Origin of the sequence: Scandinavium sp. M-37, assembly GCF_043558715.1 — a bacterium.
Classification (GTDB): Bacteria; Pseudomonadota; Gammaproteobacteria; order Enterobacterales; family Enterobacteriaceae; genus Scandinavium; species Scandinavium vulneris_A.
The window spans coordinates 55,974-78,380 of the sequence record NZ_JBIGIN010000013.1 but is presented as its reverse complement, the minus strand read 5'-3'; the positions used below and the strand labels follow the sequence as shown (position 1 = coordinate 78,380).

The 22,407-nt window shown below is 55.8% G+C and carries 19 protein-coding genes; 14 read left to right on the top strand and 5 right to left on the bottom strand.

Going from position 1 to position 22,407, the window contains the following annotated elements:
• Positions 1-76 precede the first annotated feature (76 nt).
• The 9 genes from ACG0Z5_RS11590 (at position 77) to pheP (ending at position 12,224) form a co-directional block, all read left to right on the top strand.
• Positions 77-1,684 (top strand): mechanosensitive ion channel family protein, encoded by a 1,608-nt coding sequence (locus ACG0Z5_RS11590; protein WP_394447548.1) that lies wholly within the window; start codon positions 77-79, stop codon positions 1,682-1,684.
• Positions 1,681-2,799, top strand: coding sequence for a BamA/TamA family outer membrane protein (locus ACG0Z5_RS11585; RefSeq protein WP_394447482.1), 1,119 nt, complete (start codon positions 1,681-1,683; stop codon positions 2,797-2,799). Before ACG0Z5_RS11590 ends, ACG0Z5_RS11585 begins: the two co-directional genes overlap by 4 nt.
• A gap of 30 nt (positions 2,800-2,829) precedes the next feature.
• Positions 2,830-3,819, top strand: coding sequence for a hypothetical protein (locus ACG0Z5_RS11580; RefSeq protein ID WP_394447546.1), 990 nt, complete (start codon positions 2,830-2,832; stop codon positions 3,817-3,819).
• Entirely contained in the window at positions 3,819-4,949 is a 1,131-nt protein-coding gene (locus ACG0Z5_RS11575) for a BamA/TamA family outer membrane protein (protein WP_394447480.1), read from the top strand. The genes ACG0Z5_RS11580 and ACG0Z5_RS11575 overlap by 1 nt, the downstream gene beginning before the upstream one ends.
• On the top strand, positions 4,949-6,055 hold the full coding sequence (locus ACG0Z5_RS11570) for a DUF4056 domain-containing protein (RefSeq protein WP_394447478.1): 1,107 nt from the start codon (positions 4,949-4,951) through the stop codon (positions 6,053-6,055). Before ACG0Z5_RS11575 ends, ACG0Z5_RS11570 begins: the two co-directional genes overlap by 1 nt.
• Positions 6,056-6,144: 89 nt before the next feature.
• Positions 6,145-7,317 carry an OmpP1/FadL family transporter gene (locus ACG0Z5_RS11565; RefSeq protein ID WP_394447476.1) on the top strand — a complete coding sequence of 391 codons (1,173 nt, stop codon included), beginning with the start codon at positions 6,145-6,147 and terminating at the stop codon, positions 7,315-7,317.
• 139 nt (positions 7,318-7,456) lie between these two features.
• Complete coding sequence (locus ACG0Z5_RS11560) at positions 7,457-8,530, top strand: hypothetical protein (protein WP_394447474.1); 1,074 nt, start codon at positions 7,457-7,459, stop codon at positions 8,528-8,530.
• Between the two features lie 14 nt (positions 8,531-8,544).
• Positions 8,545-10,728, top strand: a complete 2,184-nt coding sequence (locus tag ACG0Z5_RS11555) for a TonB-dependent receptor (RefSeq protein ID WP_394447472.1) — start codon at positions 8,545-8,547, stop codon at positions 10,726-10,728.
• Positions 10,729-10,832: 104 nt separating this feature from the next.
• The gene (gene pheP, locus ACG0Z5_RS11550; RefSeq protein WP_394447470.1) at positions 10,833-12,224 is read left to right on the top strand and encodes a phenylalanine transporter; all 1,392 of its coding nucleotides are present in this window, start codon (positions 10,833-10,835) and stop codon (positions 12,222-12,224) included.
• A gap of 47 nt (positions 12,225-12,271) precedes the next feature.
• Here pheP and ACG0Z5_RS11545 read toward each other — a convergent pair whose 3' ends face one another.
• Both ACG0Z5_RS11545 and ACG0Z5_RS11540 read right to left on the bottom strand, forming a co-directional pair.
• Entirely contained in the window at positions 12,272-13,519 is a 1,248-nt protein-coding gene (locus ACG0Z5_RS11545; RefSeq protein WP_394447468.1) for a mechanosensitive ion channel family protein, read from the bottom strand.
• A 67-nt stretch (positions 13,520-13,586) separates the two neighbouring features.
• Positions 13,587-15,002 carry an MFS transporter gene (locus ACG0Z5_RS11540; protein WP_394447466.1) on the bottom strand — a complete coding sequence of 472 codons (1,416 nt, stop codon included), beginning with the start codon at positions 15,000-15,002 and terminating at the stop codon, positions 13,587-13,589.
• 108 nt (positions 15,003-15,110) lie between these two features.
• Between ACG0Z5_RS11540 and ACG0Z5_RS11535 the strand changes: the two genes are divergently transcribed.
• Positions 15,111-15,980 carry a helix-turn-helix transcriptional regulator gene (locus tag ACG0Z5_RS11535; RefSeq protein ID WP_394447464.1) on the top strand — a complete coding sequence of 290 codons (870 nt, stop codon included), beginning with the start codon at positions 15,111-15,113 and terminating at the stop codon, positions 15,978-15,980.
• A 72-nt stretch (positions 15,981-16,052) separates the two neighbouring features.
• Here the strand turns inward: ACG0Z5_RS11535 and nfsB are convergent, their stop codons facing one another.
• From nfsB to ACG0Z5_RS11520, 3 genes are all read right to left on the bottom strand, one after another.
• On the bottom strand, positions 16,053-16,706 hold the full coding sequence (nfsB, locus tag ACG0Z5_RS11530; protein WP_394447462.1) for an oxygen-insensitive NAD(P)H nitroreductase: 654 nt from the start codon (positions 16,704-16,706) through the stop codon (positions 16,053-16,055).
• Between the two features lie 120 nt (positions 16,707-16,826).
• On the bottom strand, positions 16,827-17,195 hold the full coding sequence (locus tag ACG0Z5_RS11525; RefSeq protein WP_394447460.1) for an MmcQ/YjbR family DNA-binding protein: 369 nt from the start codon (positions 17,193-17,195) through the stop codon (positions 16,827-16,829).
• Positions 17,192-17,773 carry a TetR/AcrR family transcriptional regulator gene (locus tag ACG0Z5_RS11520; protein ID WP_394447458.1) on the bottom strand — a complete coding sequence of 194 codons (582 nt, stop codon included), beginning with the start codon at positions 17,771-17,773 and terminating at the stop codon, positions 17,192-17,194. The genes ACG0Z5_RS11525 and ACG0Z5_RS11520 overlap by 4 nt, the downstream gene beginning before the upstream one ends.
• A gap of 193 nt (positions 17,774-17,966) precedes the next feature.
• Here ACG0Z5_RS11520 and ACG0Z5_RS11515 point away from each other — a divergent pair, with 193 nt between their 5' ends.
• The 4 genes from ACG0Z5_RS11515 (at position 17,967) to ACG0Z5_RS11500 (ending at position 22,330) form a co-directional block, all read left to right on the top strand.
• Positions 17,967-19,067, top strand: coding sequence for an MBL fold metallo-hydrolase (locus ACG0Z5_RS11515; RefSeq protein WP_394447456.1), 1,101 nt, complete (start codon positions 17,967-17,969; stop codon positions 19,065-19,067).
• Positions 19,068-19,099: 32 nt separating this feature from the next.
• Entirely contained in the window at positions 19,100-19,441 is a 342-nt protein-coding gene (locus ACG0Z5_RS11510) for a RamA family antibiotic efflux transcriptional regulator (protein ID WP_394447454.1), read from the top strand.
• Between the two features lie 229 nt (positions 19,442-19,670).
• Positions 19,671-21,662 carry a type VI secretion system tube protein TssD gene (gene tssD / locus ACG0Z5_RS11505; protein ID WP_394447452.1) on the top strand — a complete coding sequence of 664 codons (1,992 nt, stop codon included), beginning with the start codon at positions 19,671-19,673 and terminating at the stop codon, positions 21,660-21,662.
• Positions 21,659-22,330 carry a DUF2931 family protein gene (locus ACG0Z5_RS11500; protein WP_394447450.1) on the top strand — a complete coding sequence of 224 codons (672 nt, stop codon included), beginning with the start codon at positions 21,659-21,661 and terminating at the stop codon, positions 22,328-22,330. The genes tssD and ACG0Z5_RS11500 overlap by 4 nt, the downstream gene beginning before the upstream one ends.
• The last annotated feature ends 77 nt before the right edge of the window (positions 22,331-22,407 follow it).

Sequence of the window (22,407 nt, the reverse complement as noted above, 5' to 3'; positions counted from 1 at the left end):
GCAGACCAGCCTTTTGCTTTTGTGCTCTGAATAATAACGATAAAAACCACTTTTGCGGGTAGAAATTATGAACAGGATGCGGCATGTTTTATTGGCGTGGCTTTCGCTGTTGCTGGCGTTTCCCTTATTTGCTGCCGAACCCCGGCAGCAGCCTACCGATCAGGAACGGGCCCGAACGGTCTATATATTTCATAAACCTATTGTCATGTTGCAGGCCACGTTTGGCCTGAGCACCCCGGAAGAGCGCGTCCTGCGCATCCGCAATACCCTGCGGGCGTTCACTCACGATGACGTCAGCCAACCGCTGACCGTCGAACCGATTACCCGCTATAACCAGCCCGCGCGTCTGTTCCTGATGAACGGCAAACCGATTATGCTGCTGAGCCAGGCGGATCTTGATGAAGGCGATGATTTAACCCTCGATCAGGCCGCTCAGCGGGTGTTGGCGCGCATGGAAGTGCAGCGCACCGCCTTAAAGGATCAGTACAACTCCCGCTATCTGGCGCTGGCGGCGTTGAAATCGGCGCTGGGCCTCGCGGTACTGATGCTGTTTTGCTATGGCGCGTACCGCACCTGGCTGTGGGTGCGACGCTATAACCGCCTGATGCTGCTGGAAAAGCGTGGCATTATTCCCTACAGCTGGCGGCGATTTTTAGGCGCCATCGAATCAAAACTGTACGGGCTGCTGATGATCCTGCTGTCGCTGATGGCGGTGTACCTGTGGCTGGGCTGGATATTTAGCCTGTTTCCGTGGACCCGGGTGTGGGGCGAATCGCTCGGGAACTGGACCTGGCGGGTGCTGCAAAAAATCGCGCTGTCGATAGCCTCGGCGATGCCCGGTTTGCTTATCGTTTTGATAATCTTCCTGATTACTTCGTTTATTATTAAATTATTGAAGGTTTTACTTAACCAGGTAGCGGCGGGTAAAGTGCAACTCCCTGGTTTACATCCGGAAACGGTTGGCGCAACGCGCAAGCTGATTTCGGTCATGGTCTGGTTGTTTGCCCTCTCTGCTGCCTATCCCTTCCTGCCTGGCGCAAACTCGCTGGCGTTCAAGGGCATTAGCGTTTTCTTCGGTCTGATGCTGACGCTCGGCTCGGCGGGCTTAATGAACCATGCCATGAGCGGGCTGGTGCTTATCTACTCCCGCGCATTACGCAAAGGTGACGTTATCCGTATTGCAGACAACGAAGGCCAGGTCAGTGAGATTGGGATGCTGGCCACCAAAATCATTACCCGTGAAAACTATGTCGTGACGGTGCCCAATGCGGTGGTGGTCAGCGGCAAAATTACCAACCTCAGTGCGCAAAATCCTGACGGCGGGGTGAACCTCACCACCGGCGTGACCATCGGCTATGACACGCCGTGGCGGCAGGTCCACGCGATGCTGGAGCTGGCGGCCCGTCGCGCCGAGGGCATCGATCACGCCCATGCGCCGCTGGTGCGTCAACTGAGCCTGATGGACTGGTATATCTCCTACGAATTGCAGGTCAGACTGCTGCCGGGCACCTCGCTGGCGGTGGCGCGTAATGCGCTGCACAGTAACATTCAGGACGTGTTCAACGAATTTGGCGTGCAGATAATGTCGCCAAACTTTGTCCTGCAACCGGATACGGCGGTGGGCGTGGCGAAAGAAAACTGGTACGCCGCACCTGCCACGCCGCCCGGCGGATCGCAGACATGAGGTTGAGAGACATTGCGGGCGTGCTGCTGTTATGCAGCGGGCAGAGCATGGCCGCCAGCCTGTTCGACGCCCAGGACGACATGTTCGATATGAGCGAGTATCTGCGCGATAACCGCTACGGATTTCTACCGATTCCGGTGGTGATTACCGAACCGGCGATAGGGTATGGCGGCGGGCTGTTTGGCCTGTTCTTGCACGGCAAAGGAACGATGGACGGGGACCGTTTTATTCCGCCCAATCTGTCGGCCTTCGGCGGGGGAGCCACCGAAAACGGCAGCTGGTTTGCCGGAGGCGGGCATCGACATACCTGGAATAACGATCACATTCGCTACCTGGTCGGCGTCGGCTATGCCGACGTCAACCTCGATATTTACAGCGGGGATGTGCTGGGGTTTGGTAAGAATAAGGCAATTAACACCCATACCAAAGGCTACGGCGGCCTGCAAAAACTGCAGTTCCGCGTCGGCGATTCCCCGGTCTTTCTGGGTGTATCGCAGTTCTATGCCCGCACGGAAATTTCGGCTGACAATAAGCTGATTAACGCTGCCTGGCAGCGTATTTTTGGCAGCGAGAGCACCTCGTCAGCGGTCGGGCTGCTGGCGGAATATGACACCACGGATAATTTTTTCTATCCTCGCAAAGGGTTGTCATTAAGCGCTGAATACCGGTTTTACAGTTCGTTTTTGGGCGGCGATTACCGCTATAACCAACTCACGGTCGACGGAAAATATTACTTGCCGCTGACCCGCACCCTGACGCTAGGGCTGGCGGGCAACTATCAGGCGCTGACCAATAGCGACAGCCATTTGCCACCGATGACGCGCCCGGATATCAATCTGCGCGGCATTTCGCGTTATCGCTATCAGGGTGATTACGTCGGCACGGTACAAACGCAGTTGGCGTGGCAGGTGACGCCGCGCTGGATCCTGCAAGGTTTTGTCGGCGCGGGAAGCGCTGCCAATGAAAATGATGAGTTATTCCGCTCCAGTGAAGTCGCCTGGGGTTCCGGATTTCGCTATCTGATAGCCCGACAATACGGGCTGTATACCGGCGTCGATGTGGCCTTTAGCGAAGGTGAACAGGCGGTCTATTTTAATGTCGGCTCCGGGCTTTAATTGGGGCAATGCGCAAATGAGAATACGATGATGAGATGGAGTCAAACTCTGGTCCCGCTGCTGCTAATTTCTGGGGCAGCCTGCGGGGCGGGGACTACAGCGGCGGGGACGACAAGCACCCTTAACCCGGAGGACACGTCCTCCAGCGACAGTATGTTCCCGATCTGGGGCGATGAAGCCCGGGCGCGTGGTTATTCTATTCCGCTGCCGTTTGGGGTGAACGTCAGCTACATGAACATGCGTCAAAACATTAACGTCGAAAGCATCTCCCTGACCGGGCTACAGGTTGGCGGTATGCCAATCCCGGATGACATGTTCAACATCGGCGTGGGCGATACCCGCCAGCGCAGCAAAACCGAAAACCTGCGCCTCGATATGTGGGTATTTCCATTCCTCAACGTCTACGGCATTCTCGGCCACACCAAAGGCTCGTCGGTGTCGAATATTTCGGTGGATGCCGACCCGTCAAAATACGATGCCGGGACGATTTTCCACCCTAACCCTGACCATATTATCGCCCAGGCGGTACACGCGGGCTATGAAAGCGGGGCGCTGCAAGACCTCGACTTTAAGCTGAATTTTGAAGGCACCACCTACGGGGCCGGGGTCACGCTGGCGGGTGGATACGGGAACTGGTTTACCATTCTCGACACCAACTACACCCAGACCAGTTTTGATATTCTTGACGGTAAAATCTCGGCCCTGGTGGTGTCACCGCGCGTCGGTTACCGCTTTGAAATGCCAGGCATTGCCGGGCCGTCGCACCTCAGCCTGTGGGTGGGCACCATGTATCAGGACGTGCAGCAGGAATTTAAGGGCAATCTCTCTGATTTGAACCTACCGTCGGCGCTGGACAGCGTAGTGGAGGACGGGCGCTTTGACGTGAAACAGCACCTGACTTCGCCGTGGAACATGCTGGTGGGCGCGCAGTACGAAATCACGCAGAACTTCAACGTGCTGACAGAAATCGGTTTTAACGAGCGCAACAGTTTCTTTATCGCGGGTGAATACCGATTCTGATGAACAAATGGGGTGCAGTGCTGGCAGGGCTGGTGAGCGCAGGGATTGCGACACCCGCCGTGGCAGAAATCAGTCAGCAATCGATCGACGATTTTCTGGGAAAGCTCGGGGCCGATAACCAGTACGATCCCAGCAAAGGTATCGACTGGAGCGTGCTGCCGGGGCCGTTTTATACGCCGGAGCTTAAGCTCGGGCTCGGCACGGCGGTGGCGGGTATTTATCGCGTCGATCCTAACGATAAAACGACCCAGAACTCATCCATTTCCTTTACCGGGTTTGTCAGTACTAGCGGCGCGCTCGGCGTTGGGCTACATAATTACACCTTCTTTACCGACGATCGCTGGCGTCTGTTTGTCGATGGCGCGGTCGCCAAAGTGCCGACCGAATTCTGGGGCGTGGGATACGATGCCGCCCAGGGCGACTCGCAAAAATACAACGATAACTCGGTGCAGTTGCATCCGCAGTTGATGCGCCAAATCGTCAACAATTTGTACCTCGGCGTCGGCTGGGATTTCTCGGCGATGAATGCCAACGTCAAAAACAGCAAGCCGGGCGATAAGTTCTCGCGGTATACGGACAGCACCAATCCGCTCAGTTCCGGGGCCACCGTTAGCCTGAGCTACGATTCGCGCGACGTCATCACCCAGCCGCATCACGGGCAATTTATTAGTGTGGAATACAGCTATTTCGACCCGTCCCTGGGCTCGGATACCCATTTCACCGCCACAAAGATGCAATACAACTATTATCTCCCGCTGGATGACAAACGCGTGGTGGCGTTTGACCTGTGGGGGCGCTTTACCCACGGGGACGTGCCGTGGGACCGGCTGTCAGAAGCCGGGGATGACAACCGTCTGCGCGGCTATTATCAAGGGCGCTATCGCGATAACGACGTGGTCAGCGGCCAGGTGGAGTATCGCGAAAAGCTGAACTGGCGACACGGCTACGTGCTGTGGGCGGGCGTGGGCGCGCTCGGCAGTTCGCCGTCAAATTTGGGCGATAACCCGCTGCTGCCGACGGTAGGCGTGGGCTACCGTTTTGAAGTGAAGCCGGATATGAACATCCGGCTGGATTTGGGCTTTGGCCGGGACAGTGCCGGTTTCTATTTTCAGGTTGCGGAGGCGTATTGATGCGGGGTTGGCTGTTAAGTCTGTTACTGGTGACCAGCGTGGTAGGGGCGAGCGATTCGCTGCTGCCGGTGGAGCAGGCCCGACGCGTGTCGCCAGTGGTCGGGCACCTGGTGGCACCAGAATCTCTGCGCCCCTGCTGCGCCTTTGGCTATGACCTGAACGTGCGCGCGATTGGCGTGCCGATCCCGGTGTATCAGATTGGCAACGTGCTGACGCTCGATACCCTCGGGCATCATCATTACAACGACAGTGCGCTGGCGGCGGTCAAAGATTTAGTGGGCTTGAGCGATGAGAAAAGCGGGCTGATTTACACCCATCGCGGCGGTTTTATCGATATTGCTCACGTGCGCGATACTGCCGATAACACTTTCTATTTGTTCTCGAAAATTTATCCGAAGCTCGGCCAGCGGTGGCGTTTTTTCTACAGTGAGGAACTGGGTGTTCGCCGCATTCAGCTCAACGCCTTTACGCCTCCGGCCTCGATGCCGCAGCGCTATACGCTGGCGGCGTGGCTGGCGGGGAAAATCGCCTTTGAGCTGGCGCAATGGCACGAGATTGCCCAGTGGTACGGCTTCCAGTCGGTGCCTGGCTTCTCCGAGGAGATCTCCGCGTTTTCCCCGGAAGATCTCTACTCCAATCTGCTGGGTGCCCGGCTTGCCATTAACGTCATCCTGCAAGGCGATGCCGGCTCGGTGGATGCTTATAACAAGGCGATGGACAGCCAAATCCATCAGGCGCTGGTCGGTTTAGGCGTGGTGACGCGTGAGGAAACTGAGCAGAAATTCCGCGAAGTGGACGGCGACTGGTGGAACAGCAAACGCCGGGTGCCGGACAAATTCCTGGTCCTGAAACGCAACTATAATCTCAGCGATAACCGCCTGCCGACGGCAGTTCCCTTCGAGAAAGTACCCCCGTTTGAATTGCACATGCCTGCGATGATGGCCGGTTTTACCCTCTCAACGCTCGGAGAATTGAAAATCTACAAAGGCCACGATATGGAGCGCCTGCCGTCGCCAGACGGGCACTATGCGCCGATACAGTTCCAGCATCTGGCGAACAAGGCCCAGGAAGCCGACAGGACTCAACTGGATCGGATGCAGAAGTAAGCTTGGTATTTATTAATAAACCGATTGGGTGCTGAAGAGGTAAGTACCACTTGCTATCCTCTTGCCCCTTCAAAAAAGGCTGGTGGCAAATGAAAAAAATCGCTCTCTTATGCTCTGGGTTGCTTTGCACCTCACTGGCTCACGCCAGTGCGCTCTATTTCTATGAAATTGGTACCGAAGATACCGCCCTGGCCGGGGCCGGGCAGGCCGCGCGTGCGCAGGATGCGTCGACTATCGCAACCAACCCGGCGGGGATGACCCGTTTGCCGGACCATATGTTTACCGGCGGCTTACAGGCGCTGGGTGGCAATATCGATTATCAGCTTGATAATGGCAGGCAAAGCCCGGGCAATATTCTCGACGTAATGCCCAACGGCAATGCGTTCTACAGCCAGAAATTGACCGATAATTTATATGCCGGGATCGGCATGTACGGCAACTTTGGTCTGGGGATTGATTACGGCGATTGGGCGGGTGATGGCCTGATCAAAAAGAGCTCAATGATGGCGCTGACCATCAGCCCGTCGCTTGCCTATAAGCTGAGCGACAAGGTGTCGATTGGCGCATCGGTTAACGCCAACTACGGTTTCCTTAGCCTGACCCGCGACGTGAACGGGGACGATAAAAAGCAGAAGGACCATGACTGGGCAGCCAGTTATCGTCTGGGCCTGTTGATGCAGCTTACCGACCAGACCCGCGCCGGGATAACCTGGAACAGCAAAACCGATTACGATTTTGATGTCGACGGCAAAGCGCGTCTGCCGCAGGGTAACTTTGAACTGCCGCTGACCGCACAGGTTCGCGCCCCGCAGCAAATCATGCTGAGCGTGGTACACGACATTAATAAACAGTGGTCGGTGATGGGGGATCTTGGCTGGCAGGACTGGAGCCAGTTTGGTGCGCCGCAGATTACCGTCGAAGGCCGCGAGGTTAATAAAAATAGCCGCCTGAAAGACACCTGGCACACCGCGCTCGGCGTGCAGTATCGTCCGACGGAAGAATGGCGTCTGAACGCGGGCGTGGCGTTTGACAGCACGCCGTACCACAGCCAGGGCGATATGTCCCTCAGTATGCCGACCGGTGATGAATGGCGTTTTGGCACCGGGGCGCAATACCAGATTACCCCAGCCAGCAATATTGGTTTTGCGATGGAGTATCTGCATATGCAGTCGGGTAAAGTCGCCTCACCGGACGTGTTCTCCGGTCATATCGACAATCCGTATTTCTGGTTCGCGAGCGTTAACTACAGCTACCAGTTCTGATGTTCACCGCCCGGCGGCGCTTCGCTTGCCGGGCCACCTCTTCACCTGCATCTTCACCTGCATAAATAATGTTGAACTAACAAAGATAATGCGTATAGTTCTCATTTTCGTTTTTATTTAAATTTGCAGGGAACTTTTCATGAAACAGCAATTCACCGCGATGGCGCTGGCTTTCGCGCTTGCGGGATGTGCTTCGCAGAGCACGCCCGTTGCCCCGACCCCACCGCAAGTTGCCGCCCCGACGGCAGCAGACACTCTGACAAAACGTGACCTGGCCGATGGCCTGTACGAAATGGCGTTAAGCCCGAAAGGCGATGCGCTGTATGTCGCCAGCGCCGAAGGGTTTAAAGATGTGCAGGGCGGGGTGGTGTACAAACTCGACCCGCAGACGCTGAAAACGATCGGCCTCAGCCATACCGATTTGAAAAACTTTGGCATGGCGCTCTCTGACGACGGTCAGACGGTGTATGTCACCCATTCGCTGGACGGCGGCATCAGCGCGCTCAATACCGCTGACGGTAAAGTGAAAGCGCGTCTGCTGTTCCCGGAGCGCAATGAAAAAGGCCTGCCGTTCGGGGCGCGCCAAATCCTGCTGCACAACGATACCCTGTACGTCGGCGCTGTGGCTGACCCGGCGGTGATTTGGGTGGTCGATGCCAACACGCTGAAGCTGAAAACGCGCATTAAAAACACCGGAAAATGGATGGCCGGCCTGCACTATTCCAGCGAAACCGGACGCATATATGCTGCCAACGGCGGCGGCGAGATCCTGGTGATCAACCCGCGTACTCATCGCATCGAACAGCGCTGGAAACCGCTTGGCGACAAACCTGCACTGCTGCTGAATATCGCGGAAGACCGTGACACTGGCCGTCTGTTTGTGACCGATAACTCAAAAGCCAAAACCACTCTGGTGCTGGATATTCGCAGCGGCAAGGTGATTAAGCAGCTTGATATCGGCGATTCCCTCGGCGTGGTGTACAACGCCAAACGCCATGAGATCTACGTCTCGCAGCGTGAGTCTGGCAAGGTGCTGAGCCTTGATGCCACCACCTATGCGGTGAAAAAGAGCTGGAGCGTGAAGCCTAATCCGAACAGCCTGCTGCTGTCGGCCGACGGTCAGACGCTGTTTGTCACCGTCAAGCAGCCGTTCAATAAAGACCACTCCACCACTGGGCCCGACAGCGTCGTGCGCATTGCATTGAATCACTAAATAAAAAACACATCATGCAAAACTCGAACACAATTGCGTTTCGTAAGACGCTTGTCGCATTAGCGATCGGCGCTGTATCTCACTCCGCGGTAGCGGCTGAGCCGTCAACAAAAGCCGAAGAAACCATGGTGGTGCAGGCCACCGAAGGCAGCGATTTCAAGCCCGGCGGCGATCAACTGGTGCCCGCGTTTCTCGACGGACAAATTGCCCACGGCGGGCGAATGGGGATGCTCGGCGAACAGAATGCCATGGACGTGCCGTTCAACGTGATCGGCTATACCTCGAAGCTGGTGAAAGATCAGCAGGCCAAAACCATCGCCGATGTGGTCAGGAACGATGCCAGCGTGCAGGCGGTGCAGGGCTACGGTAACTTTGCTGAAACCTATAAAATCCGCGGTTTCCAGCTCGACGGCGACGACATGACGATGGGCGGCCTGCCGGGCGTGGTGCCGCGTCAGGTGGTGGATACCCAGATGCTTGAGCGCGTGGAAATCTTCAAAGGCGCGAATGGCCTGATGAACGGCGCGGCCAGTAGCGGCGTGGGGGGGATGATTAACCTCGAACCGAAACGGGCGGAAGACACACCTACCGCGAGCGTTGGCGTCGATTACACCTCGGATTCGCAGGTCGGCGGTACCCTTGATTTAGGCCGTCGCTTCGGGGACAACAACCAGTTTGGTGCCCGTGTGAACCTGGTCGACAGGGAAGGGGAAACCGCGGTTGATGGCGATAAACGCCGTACCACGATGGCCTCGTTAGGTCTCGATTATCGCGGGGATCGTCTGCGCACCTCGCTGGATTTGGGCTATCAGAAGAAAACCTTCCACGGCGGGGAGATGGGAGTCAACATCAGCGGCGTGGATTTCATTCCTGACGTGCCGGACACCCGCGAAAACTACAGTCAGACCTGGGGCTACAGCAATATCGAAAGCGAATTCGGGATGGCCAAAGCCGAGTATGACCTGACCAGCAACTGGACAACCTACGCCGCGTTTGGCGGTCAGCACTCGCATGAGATAGGCACCTATACCGCGCCGAAGCTGATTAATGAAGCGGGCGATGCCACCGTAGGAGGGCTGGATACCAACCGAATTATTGATGCCTGGAGTGGGATGGGCGGCCTGCGCGGCAACTTCAACACCGGGCCAATTTCCCACCGGGTGAACGTCGGCTACGCGGCACAGATACGTACAGATGCCACCGCCTGGCGGATGTCGGCCAACAATCCAACCACCAACATCTATGACAATAACGGCGTGGCGAAGCCGGATAACGCCTGGTTCGGCGGCGATTATCATGACCCGCTGACCACCTCGCGCAGCCGTACGCAGGGCTGGCTGTTGAGCGATACCCTCGGCTTCTTCGACGACCAGGTATTGCTCACCGCCGCGGCGCGTCATCAGAAAGTGGTGGTGCGCAACTACAGCAACGCCACCGGGCATGAAGACACCTCTTCGCGCTATACCGAAAGCCGCTGGACGCCAACCTACGGCATCGTCTACAAGCCGTGGAAAGAGATTTCGCTGTACGCCAACCATACCGAAGCGCTGCAGCCGGGCGATAACGCCCCGACCGGTGCGGTGAACTACGGCCAAAGCATGGGCATTCTGCACTCGAAGCAGAACGAAGTGGGCGTGAAGATGGACTACCAGCGGGTGGGCGGTTCCTTAGCGCTGTTCGAAATCAAAAAGCCTTCCGCGTTGCTGAACAGCAGCAACGTCTATGTGCTGGACGGCGAACAGCGGAACCGTGGCATCGAGCTGAACGTGTTCGGGGAGCCGATGCTCGGCCTGCGCCTGAACGGTAGCACCACCTGGCTGGATCCGGAGATGACCAAAACCGCAGGCGGCGCCAACGACGGTAACGATGCGATTGGCGTCTCTCGCTTCTATATGGTGCTCGGCGGTGAATACGACATCAAACCGGTTGACGGCCTGACCGCCACCGCCAAAGTGAATCACACCGGTTCACAGTACGCTGACGCGGCCAACAGCAAGAAACTCGATAGCTACACCACGCTCGACCTCGGCGTGCGTTACCGGATGCGCGTCAACGCTGACCAGAACGACATGGTCTGGCGCGTCGGCGTGGATAACGTGACCAACGAGAAATACTGGTCCGGGGTGGAGAGCTACGGGACCTACATCTTCCAGGGGGAACCGCGCACCGTGAAGGTGTCGATGAGCTACGACTTCTAAGCGTGACTGACGTTCCGGCGGGGCCACTCGCCGGGACGACACTTGCGACACGTCGGTTGAAGTGTTACAAGGTGCCCCTTCTTTAAACGCTACAGGGGAAAGACGTGAAAAACGCGTCATCGGCATCCGATCATTTGCCAACGGATGCGGCGTCGGAGACTCAACCGACCCTTCACCGCGGCCTGCAAAACCGCCATATCCAGTTAATCGCTCTCGGCGGTGCTATCGGCACCGGTCTGTTTCTCGGCATTGGGCCCGCTATTCAAATGGCTGGACCTGCGGTGGTGCTGGGCTATGCCATCGCCGGGATTATCGCCTTTCTGATCATGCGCCAGCTCGGTGAAATGGTCGTCGAAGAACCCGTCTCCGGTTCCTTTGCCCACTTTGCCTATAAATACTGGGGGCCGTTCGCAGGCTTTCTTTCCGGCTGGAACTACTGGGTGATGTTCGTGCTGGTGGGGATGGCCGAGCTGACCGCCGCCGGGATTTATATGCAGTACTGGCTGCCGGACGTGCCGACCTGGGTCTGGGCCGCCGCTTTCTTTGTCATCATTAACGCCGTCAATCTGGTTAACGTGCGCCTGTATGGCGAAACCGAGTTCTGGTTTGCGCTGATCAAAGTGCTGGCGATTTTAGGCATGATTGGCTTTGGGCTGTGGATGCTGTTTACCGGTCACGGCGGCGAGCATGCGGGCTTTGAGAACCTGTGGCAACACGGCGGCTTCTTTGCCACCGGCTGGCATGGCCTGGTGCTGTCGCTGGCGGTGATCATGTTCTCCTTCGGCGGTCTGGAGCTGATTGGTATCACTGCCGCAGAAGCGCGCGATCCGGAAACCAGCATCCCGAAAGCGGTAAATCAGGTGGTGTATCGTATTCTGCTGTTCTATATCGGGTCGCTGATCGTACTGCTGGCGCTGTATCCGTGGATTAACGTTAAATCGGACAGCAGCCCGTTCGTGATGATTTTCCATAACCTGGACAGCAACCTGGTGGCGTCGGCGCTGAACTTCGTCATCCTGGTCGCCTCGTTGTCGGTGTACAACAGCGGCGTCTATTCCAATAGCCGGATGCTGTTTGGTCTGTCGGTACAGGGCAACGCGCCGAAATTCCTCACCCGCATCAACCGTCGCGGGGTGCCGGTCAATTCGCTGATCCTCTCCGGGGCCATCACTTCACTGGTGGTACTGGTGAACTACCTGCTGCCGCATGAAGCCTTCGGCCTGCTGATGGCGCTGGTGGTGGCGACGCTGCTGCTGAACTGGGTGATGATTTGCCTCGCGCATCTGAAATTCCGGGCGGCGCAGCGGCGTATTGGCCGGGAGCCGAAATTCCGCGCGCTGTGGGCACCGGTCAGCAACTATATTTGTATCGCGTTTCTGCTGATGATCCTCGGCCTGATGCTGACCATGGACGGCATGCGCCTGTCGGCAATTCTGTTGCCGGTGTGGGTGGTGTTCTTGTTTGTCGTGTTTAAGACGCTGAGAAAACGAGCCTGATTGATGGCCCGGCGGCGCTTGCGCCTGCCGGGCCTACGGTGCGGTTTTTACTGTGCGACGCGTGCCGCGGAAAGCGTGCGAATATCGTTCCCGGTTGGCGCCTGATGAATGCGTAAACCAAACTCATCCACTACTGCATAAATATGGTCGAATATATCGGCCTGAATCCCTTCATATTCTGCCCACACCACGGTGTTGGTGAAGGCATATATTTCCAGCGGCAAACCGTTAGCGTCGGGCGCTAATTGGCGCACCATCAGGGTCATATCGTTACGGATCTGTGGATGATTTCGCAGATATTCATTCAGGTACACGCGGAAGGTGCCGACGTTGGTCATTTTACGTCGGTTGAGGATCGACTCATCACCGCCTTGCTGCGCATTCCACTGGCTAATTTCTTCGTGACGGCTGTCCATATAAGGTTTTAGCAATTTGGCCTGAATCAGGCGTTGCTGCTCCTGCTCATCAAGGAAATGGATGCTGGTGGTGTCGATATTAATGCTGCGCTTGATACGACGCCCGCCGGAGGCCGACATTCCGCTCCAGTTTTTGAACGAATCTGACACCAGCGACCAGGTCGGAATGGTGGTGATGGTGTTATCCCAGTTACGCACCTTCACGGTGGTCAGGCCGATATCGGTCACCGCGCCGTCCGCGCCGTATTTTGGCATTTCCAGCCAGTCGCCGAGGCGCAGCATATCGTTGGCAGAGAGTTGGATCCCGGCGACCAACCCCAGAATCGGGTCTTTAAACACCAGCATCAAGACCGCCGCCATCGCGCCCAGACCGCTGATGAGGATCGCCGGAGACTGTCCCAGCAACAGCGAAATAATCAGAATACCGACCAGAATGGCGCTCACCAGCTTCACGCCCTGGAAGATGCCCTTCAGCGGCAGCTGTGAGGAGAAGGTGAATTTCTGCGACAGGTTCAGCAGCACGTCGAGCAGCGAGAAGAACGCCAGCAGCGAATAGAGCATCACCCACAGTTGGGCACAGTTAATCAGTATGGTGGACGCGTCGCTGCCTTTTTGCAGCCACAGCGCGGCCTGTACCTGCACCACAATCCCCTGAATAGTGAATGCCACCCGATGAAATAATTTATTCTGGGTGATCACCTGTAGCCAGAAATGCTGGCTGGCCTGGGCGCGCTTTTCAAACGCGCGCAGCACCAGCCGATGCAATATCACGTGCAGAATAATGGCGCTCAGAAAAATAATGGCGAAAATAATAATCAACGTTGTGGTGTGATTGATTTCAAGGCCCCACTGTCTGAGGGCTAATATAATTTCCTGCATAACATCTCCTCTTTATCAGCGCTCATGATGACCGCTGATGGATTCAGATGCAAATTAGCAGGGATCTTTACGACGGCATTGGGCAGCGACCTAAATGCCGCCGATAGCTCAGCACCGTCGCTGCGAGGATCAGCATCAGGATAACCTCAAGCCCGAGAAAACCGACGATTGCTGCGGTGTAATCCCCCTGCGAGGCCAGAGCCAGAAACACGCTACCCAACACCGCAGGCCCCAGCCCCAGCGTTGATTGTTGCAAGGTGCTGAGAATGGCGCTGCCTGCTCCTGCATCCCGGGCGTCAATATCGCGCATCCCAATCCGGTAGAAGCTGTTCACGATCAGCGCCTGACCGTAGCCGACCAGCGCGGTGGCCGGGGCCAGGGTTAGCGCATGAGTGTGCATCCCGAAGTACCAGAAGGTCAGCATCAACAACAGCAGGCCGCTGATTTGCACCGTCAGGCCAATCAGCAGGATGCGGCCCATGCTGTAGCGGGCGATCAGTTTCGGGGCGTACAGCGCCGAGACAAAATAGGCGATGCCGAGCGCGATAAAGCTGTTACCCGACTGCCAGGGCGCCATGCCGAGCCCCGACTGCATGGTCAGCGCCATGCAGAACATAAAGCCAGACCAGGCGCTAAAGAACAGCAGGGCTATCAGGAGACCGAAGCGAATACTCGGCAGCTTTAACAGCCGCGGCGGCAGCAACGGCGTTTGTCCGCGCCGCTCTTTCGCCCGTGCGCTGGCCCGCATCAGCCATGCCAGCGGGATAATCGCCAGCAGCATCAGTTTCAGCGCCCACGGCCAGTGCAGCTCCATACCCAATGCCATCGGGAACAGCAGGCAGCAGAGGATCGCCGCCAGATAAAACGTGCCCGGCCAGTCAATGCCGGACGGAGTGTCGCTCCGGGTTTCTGGCACGTAGCGATGGCTAAAGGCCAGTACCAGCAGGCAGATAGGCACGTTGATGAAAAAAGCGTTGCGCCAGCCGAGTCCGGCGAAATCCGCCGACACCAGCCAGCCGCCGCCCATCTGCCCGACGATAAAGGCAATCCCGCCGATCCCGCCGTACAAACTGATTGCCCGGGCGTGGGCGGTGCCTTTGAGGGTCACATGCAGGGTGGCGAGAATTTGCGGGACGATCAGCGCCGCACCTGCGCCCTGCAAGGTTCGCGCGGCCAGCAGGGCGTGAATCGAGTTCGCCATGCCACACAGCAATGACGCCACGCCAAACAGCGCCACGCCATACATAAACAGTCGCCGACGACCGTGATTATCGCCAAGCTTACTGCCCATCGCCAGACACACGGCAAAGGCCACACCGTACAGGGCGACAATCAGTTCCAGCTGCGTCGGGCTGGTGTGCAACGAGCGGGTGATGGAATCCAGCGCTACGTTAGTAATGGAGGTATCTATCAGCGGCAGCATCTGCCCGGTTAGGAGCAGCAGCAGCCCGGCACGACCGGGTGAAACAGCAGACGAATTCATGGGGTTCTCCATTGCGTCATTCAGGGATCGGACGTAGCATCGCTGAATGAATAACCGGGTACCAGTTCCTGCTTATACTGGTACTGGCACTACCCTGCTGGAGGTGACATGTCACTCATCGCACCGCTTGAGGCCGTTCCGACGCGCCATGATGATAACCGCAAACAGCTCGGCGCTTTCCTGCGTGCGCGTCGGGAAAGCCTTGATCCGCAGCGGCTGGGCCTCCCGCGCAGCGGCAGACGGCGCACGCCGGGCCTGAGGCGCGAAGAAGTAGCGATGCTGGCCGACGTGGGGGTGACCTGGTATACGTGGCTGGAGCAGGGCAGGGAGGTCAATCCCTCGGCGCTGGTGATGCAGGCGGTGGCGCAGGCGTTACAGTGCAGCCCGCTGGAAACCCGGCACCTGTTTGTGCTCGCCGGGCTGCCACCGCTGGAGTCGTTGCAGGTCCCGCAGTGCGAGGGCATCAGCCCCGGCACCCGTCGGTTGCTCGACAGCCTGATGCCGCAGCCCGCCAGCATCCAGAAACCCAGTTTTGATATCGTGGCGTGGAATGACAGCTTTTGCCGCCTGATGGACGTCGATTTCGCGGCGATGGCCGAAGAAGACCGGAACTGCATTTATCTCTATCTGACCAATGAAAACTGGCGCAGCCGCCTGGCGAATCCGGACGTGCTGCCAACGTTCGTGGCCTATTTCCGTGCGGCGATGGCCGATCATCGCGGGGAAGCCGAGTGGGAAAATAAGCTGGCGCGTTTCTTTGCCGCCTCGGCGGAGTTCGAAGCCCTGTGGCATCAGCGCTACGATGTACGCGGGGTCGAGAATCAGATCAAGATGTTTAACCATCCTGTGCTTGGGGCGTTCAGTCTCCAGCAGATGTACTGGTATTCCGCACCGCGCAACGGCTCGCGCCTGCTGGTGTATTTACCCGTCGATGAGGCCGGGGAACACGCGCTGGAATGGCTCGATAAGCAGCGCTAACCCGTCCGGCTATCAAGCAAAGAGATGAATGTTACCCGGTCATCGTCCGATCACCGGGTAAATCCCTTAAATCTAAATCTCGGTCATGGTGGTGCTTTGTGGCAGACGCGATTTCGGCAACGCTGCGTTGAAATCTTCCACGCTGTGACGACCGACAGCCACCACCACCACGCTGGTGAACCCTTTCTCGGTGAGACCGAACTCCTGGTCCATCACCCCTGCGTCAAATCCTTCGATAGGCACGGCATCGAGGCCCATAGCGGCGACGCCGAGCAGGAAGTTACCCACGTTCAGGTACACCTGTTTCTGCATCCAGTGGGCGTCATCTTTCAGCTCTTTACGGTGCAGATCGGCAAAGAAGGTTCGGCCCTTGTGGTTGCCCGCTTTCGCTTCAGGCGTGGCAAAACGGCCATCGGCGTCTTCCTGAACGACCACTTTTTCCAGCCAGGCATCGTCCATCGCCGTTTTAGCGCAGAACACCACCACGTGGGACGCATCGAGCATTTTGCGTTCGTTGAACACGAAGCCACCGGCAGCCGATTTCGCGACCCGCGCTTTGCCTTCTTCGGTGCTGGCTACGATGAAGTGCCACGGCTGGGAGTTGGTGCTGGAAGGGCTGAACTGCAGCAGGGTTTTCAGGTTTTCAGCCTGCTCAGCGCTCAGCTTCGCGCTGGCATCAAAAGCTTTGGTTGAATGACGTTTTAAAGCAACAGAAATGATGTCCATGGTAACTCCCCTTTAAGGATTACAGCCCCTTAGGGCCGGTTCGATGGGAGCAGAGTACAGGGAGAGGAGACAATTGATAAGGGGGTAAATGCGATAACACTTGTCGTTTTCGCCAGAAAATCACCCCGGGCGTAAGCGCTTTTGGTCGCGTTTGGGCAGATTATCGACCACCTTGTGCCAGGAGTCGGTAATTAAATCTTCAACCAGGTCCGGGCTGATGTCATCCCCGCCGTAGACCGTTATCCAGTGCTTTTTGTTCATGTGATAACCCGGCTCGATGCTTTTATAGATTTCCCGGTGCAGCAGGGCTTTTTGCGGGTCGGCTTTGAGATTGATAAGCGGTTTGCCGCGCAGAGTGGTGGCTATCATAAAGATCTTGCCGCCCACCCGATAAACGTCGTATTCCGGGCCAAAGGGCCAGGTCTGTTCGGTGAACGGCAGCTCCAGGGCAAACTGGTGCGCGTGTTTGACTAACGCCTCGCCGTTCATGCCGCACTCTCTTCTGCCAGCGCCAGCCACATGGCTTCAAAGCCAAGCGCGGTCAGCTCTTGGGCTCGCGCGGGCTCATGGCTGGCGAACTCGATAGTGGTTTCGGCCAGTGATAAAAACAGGGCGTCGCCAAAGGCCTGAAAGGCGCTGGAGAGGAAAATCTGGCGCACCGAACGCTGACACAGTTTGTGCAGTTCCGGGAACATATCGTTCACCTGCTGTTTGGTTTCTGCGGTGATTTTTTCGCTGACCGTCATGCGACGAATGGCTTTATGACCGACGGGATTGCGCACTCCCCAGGAGATATAGCTGTTCCAGATGCAGCGCGTAAAGTCTTTCGGCGTCACGGCATCGTTAATGCCCGCCAGCATGGTCTCACACAGCGAGCTTTTCAGATGCAGGTAAAGCGCATTAAGCAGGTCATCCTTGGTGGCGAAATAGCGAAACAGCGTGCCTTCTGCGACGCCTGCATTACGGGCGATCAGCGCCGTAGACGCCGCGATGCCTTGCTGAGCAATGGCAGCCGTTGCGGCCTCCAGTAATGCCTGCTTCTTGTCTTCACTCTTCGGACGAGCCACTACACTTTACCTCTCGGGCTGTAAAAGACAGCGATTGAATCACGCCGATAGCCGCACTTCAACGTTGAATGTCAAAAATTGAAAATCGCCTTGACGACTTTCGCTCTCTTTCTATAATGAGTGCTTACTCACTCATAATCAAGTTTCCTTCAACATTGTCTCCAGCCGGATGGAGCGTGTCTTCGGCCAGGATATGCAGCGTCTTCTTTTAAGTGTGGTTGTCATCATGTTAATTGCCAGTGCAGCGAGTTTACCGTTCGTGTTGAATGCCGGTTTTGGCAAGGCGCCGCAGGGCGAGCAGCTCAATGCTGTGGAAACCTCCGCCCAGTATCACGACGGTCAGTTTCATAATCAGCAGCCCACTCCGAGCTATTCGGGGCAAAAAAGTATGCCCGTTGCAATGTGGGAGTTCCTGACGACGAAGCGCCCCAATGCGCGTCCGGCGCAGCCTTTACCGATGGTGAAAACCGATCTCGCCACTTTGGCGTTGCAGCAGGACGTGATGATTTGGCTGGGCCATTCGTCATGGTATTTACAGCTCGCTGGAAAACGCATTCTGATTGACCCGGTATTCAGCAACTACGCCGCACCGTTCTCTTTCCTCAACAAAGCGTTTGAAGGGGAGTACCCGTGGCGGGCAGAGACCATGCCGGACATCGACCTGCTGGTCATCTCTCACGATCATTACGATCACCTGGATTACGCCACCATCAAAGGGCTGATGCCGAAGATCAAACGGGTGGTCACCCCGCTCGGTGTCGGTTCACACCTGCGTTATTGGGGAATGGACGGCGGGATAATCACCGAAGCCGACTGGCAGCAGCAGGTCAACATCAGCGACGAACTGAGCGTCCACGTCCTGCCTGCCCGGCATTTTTCAGGCCGTGGGCTGAAGCGTAATCAGACCCTGTGGGGCAGTTTCATGTTTGTCACGCCGGAGAAGAACATTTACTACAGCGGGGACAGCGGCTACGGCCCGCATTTCAAAGCCATTGGCGAACAGTTCGGTCATGTCGATTTAGCCATTATGGAGAACGGTCAGTACGACCAGGACTGGAAGTACATCCATATGCTACCGGAAGAGACCGCTCAGGCGGCGGTTGATCTCAACGCCCGTGCGGTATTGCCGGGCCACTCCGGACGCTTTGTATTGGCAAAGCACACCTGGGATGACCCATACAAACAGTTGGCAAAAGCCAGCACAGGTAAAAATTATCGCCTGTTAACGCCGGTTCAGGGTGAGCCTGTTTGGGTCGCCAATCGTGAACAACAATTCCATGCCTGGTGGGAATGACCACCATTGCGTTATGAAGAGGGGAGGAAGGTATGACGATTTCCGCTCAGGTTATTGACACCATCGTCGAGTGGATTGACGACAACCTGCACCAGCCGCTGCGCATTGACGACGTCGCCCGCCACGCGGGGTATTCAAAATGGCATCTGCAGCGTCTGTTTTTACAGCAGAAGGGGGAAAGTCTCGGGCGCTATATCCGCGAGCGTAAGCTGCGGTTGGCGGCGGAGGATTTACGCGCGACCGATCAGAAGGTGTATGACATTTGCCTGAAGTACGGCTTTGACTCGCAACAAACGTTTACCCGCGTTTTTACCCGCACCTTTAAACAACCGCCCGGTGCGTGGCGCAAAGAAAATCAGAGCCGCGCGCATTAGTGCGCTCAGCATTGCCTGCAAAATTGACTGCACCCCAAAGGTTGAAACCCAACTGAGTAAGGTGCAGTTTTTTATGCTGAGCTCAAACGTAATGCTTATTTCTTGAGCCCCGTTTTTTGTTAAAAAATATATGATCGAGCAGACACTATTCATCCTGACGAAAACGTACACTGGTAACAATAAATTATTCGCATGGATATGAATTTATCCAGAGACAGGACGTCATGGTATGAGCAATGTTGTTTATTTAAGAATGAAAGGCGATCGTCAGGGTGACATTTCCTCCGGTTGTGGGACATTCGATTCCATTGGTAATCGATTTCAGCATCATCACACCAATGAGATCCTGGTTTATCAGCTTTCTACCCATAGCTCGAACACATCAAACGGCGTTAACCATCATGGACTGCGCTTCACGAAGCCGATAGACAAAAGTACCGCTCTGCTGGTTACTGCGATTAATGAAAATGAAAACTTGCAGCTAAGCTTTGATTTTTATCGCACTAATCACTATGGACGGCAGGAGAAATATTATCAGATAGAACTTCGCGGGGCGGCTATTCAGGATATTATGACGGTTATGGTTTCTGATATTCTCGACAGTGAAAGTATTGCTGTGAGTTATGAATATATTCGCTGTAAACATCTTATCGCCAATACAGAATTCAGTAACCTGATCCTGCCGGATAACGACAATCAACTATTTCTAGCGAATGAAAAACACCAGCCAGCCACGCATAATATTATCCTGACCCTGGGCGTTTTTTTTGATGGAACCGGTAATAACGCGGTCAATACGCAGAATATGCTGACGGCCTGTACCGCCGCCCACTACTATCTCTCTGACCCCGATTCAGAAAGTATTTTGGCCCGAACGGCTCAGGAAAAAATGGGCGTGTCAGGTACCGGAGCCACCAGCTATATCGGTGGCTATACGAATATTCACTGGCTAAATACGTTGTATAAAACGGACATATCTATTGAGTCCGGGCAGGCCCAGGCGGCGATTTATGTAGAGGGGATCGGCACTGAAGCCGGAAGGCCGGACAGCCTGATTGGACTGACCTTGGGCGTCGCCGACACAGGCGTGATGGCGAAGACTGACGTAGCGGTGAAGCGGATTACGGGAGTCTTAAAAAAATTCTTCGATGACGCTAACGAATTTACGTCCGTGCCCTCGCTCAAGGTAACCGAGCTCAGGTTTGATATCTTCGGTTTTAGTCGTGGCGCTGCCGCTGCACGCCACTTTGCCAACCGTATTCAGTCAAAAGACAGAGCGATTGCCAATGCCATAAGCTACGGAATGGGAGAGGTCAATTATGTCGGCTCTCCTACGGGTCATACCCGCTTTATCGGCATTTTTGATATCGTCGCCGCCATCGGCACGCCGCAAAACGGCCTGAATCCCCACGCGGCGAATACCGGAGAGGTCAATATCGTGTTGCGCCCAGGCGTGGCGGAGAAGGTATTTCATATTACGGCGCAAAATGAATGCCGCTTTAATTTCGCCCTGAACAGCGTCAAGCCTGCCTGGCCGGAACTGGCGCTGCCCGGTGCGCACTCCGATATCGGCGGTGGTTATTTGCCCGTTACGCGTGAAAATATCTACCTGACTCGCCCGGAAGCCGAAACGGTGCCACTGAAAACGCCGCCTCAGATGACGCGGGTTTACCGGCGCGCTTTTGGGCAGTTGCCGGTACTGGAGTCTTCCTCGGTGATAGCCCCGATTGTCCGCACCAATGCCATCAGCGCAGACGTCTGGGAAGATGAGCGAATGCCAGCCCATCGCACAGAGGGCATGCAAAAACGGGCCTTTGCAGCGCTGACCATGAAGCAGAGGCTGGTGAAGAACGACTGGTCCAAAGTGGTGCTGCGGGTGATGATCGATGCTGCGCAGGAGGCGGGTGTGGTGTTTAAGCCAATAAATAATGAATACAAGGAACTCCTCTTTCCATCTGAGCTAAACCCCTTAGTTAAAAAGGCAGTTTCATCAGCGACTTCAGTTCGCTCAGGGAGAACTTTCGATTCCTTTACTTCAGCGGAAATTGATCTTCTTGCACAGGATTATATCCACTGCTCAGCTAACTGGAACAGCATCACGTTTGATAAAAATATGCGCATTTATGGAGGGGCTTCTGCCTCAGAGACAATAGGCTTTGTCAATCGACCAGATGAAAACTGGCAGCGGACAATCTACAACATGAATGGTAATAAAAAATGAAATGCGGCAAGCCGATTTATCTCGCTCTCCTGCTGTTTCTCTCCGGCTGCCATTCGTCTGAAACCGTTACGCCTGAGGAAACCGGTGAGATGCCTCATGGGAGATGGGAGTTTGCGTTTTTTACCCCGAAAGCTCTTCCTGCAAGAGTGACTTATGTCGGCATTATTGATGACAAAAACGTTCTCTATTCGTACAGAACCCTCGACAGCACGGAAGACAGCTGGGTGACGGTAGGCACATGGAGTAACAAGGTCAGACGGCATGCGCAATTTAATAAAGCCCGGCATCCCCCGGTTGCGATGCTGTTTTGCTGGGATTCAATAATCGATAAAAAAACGTATGAAACGCGCATTTCCTTTCCGGAGTCACTACGGAACAAGATGCGTATTTCTACCGGCGTTGATCGCTATGGCGATAAAGCCTGGTACGACACCCTGTTGTTTGGTCTGGCGCCAGGAGGAAAGGTCAGAGTCTGGTTACAAAATACCGTAGGGGGTAAGGGTAGTGTTCCGGTGGAACCTAAAAAAATCACCACGTTGTCCGGTGATAAGTTGGATGGCTGTAAGGGGAGCACTTTGGCGAGTTTCGACTATTCGATCCCGGATGGATATTCTGATGAGACAAAAGAGGTTATCAAAGGTAAAACCTACCCTTACGGCGAGTGGTGAGGCCGGATGCTCAGGTTTTACACCATCGAGGGTCATAAAAAATGAAGCAACACAGATGGTTCTTTTATCCCAACTCT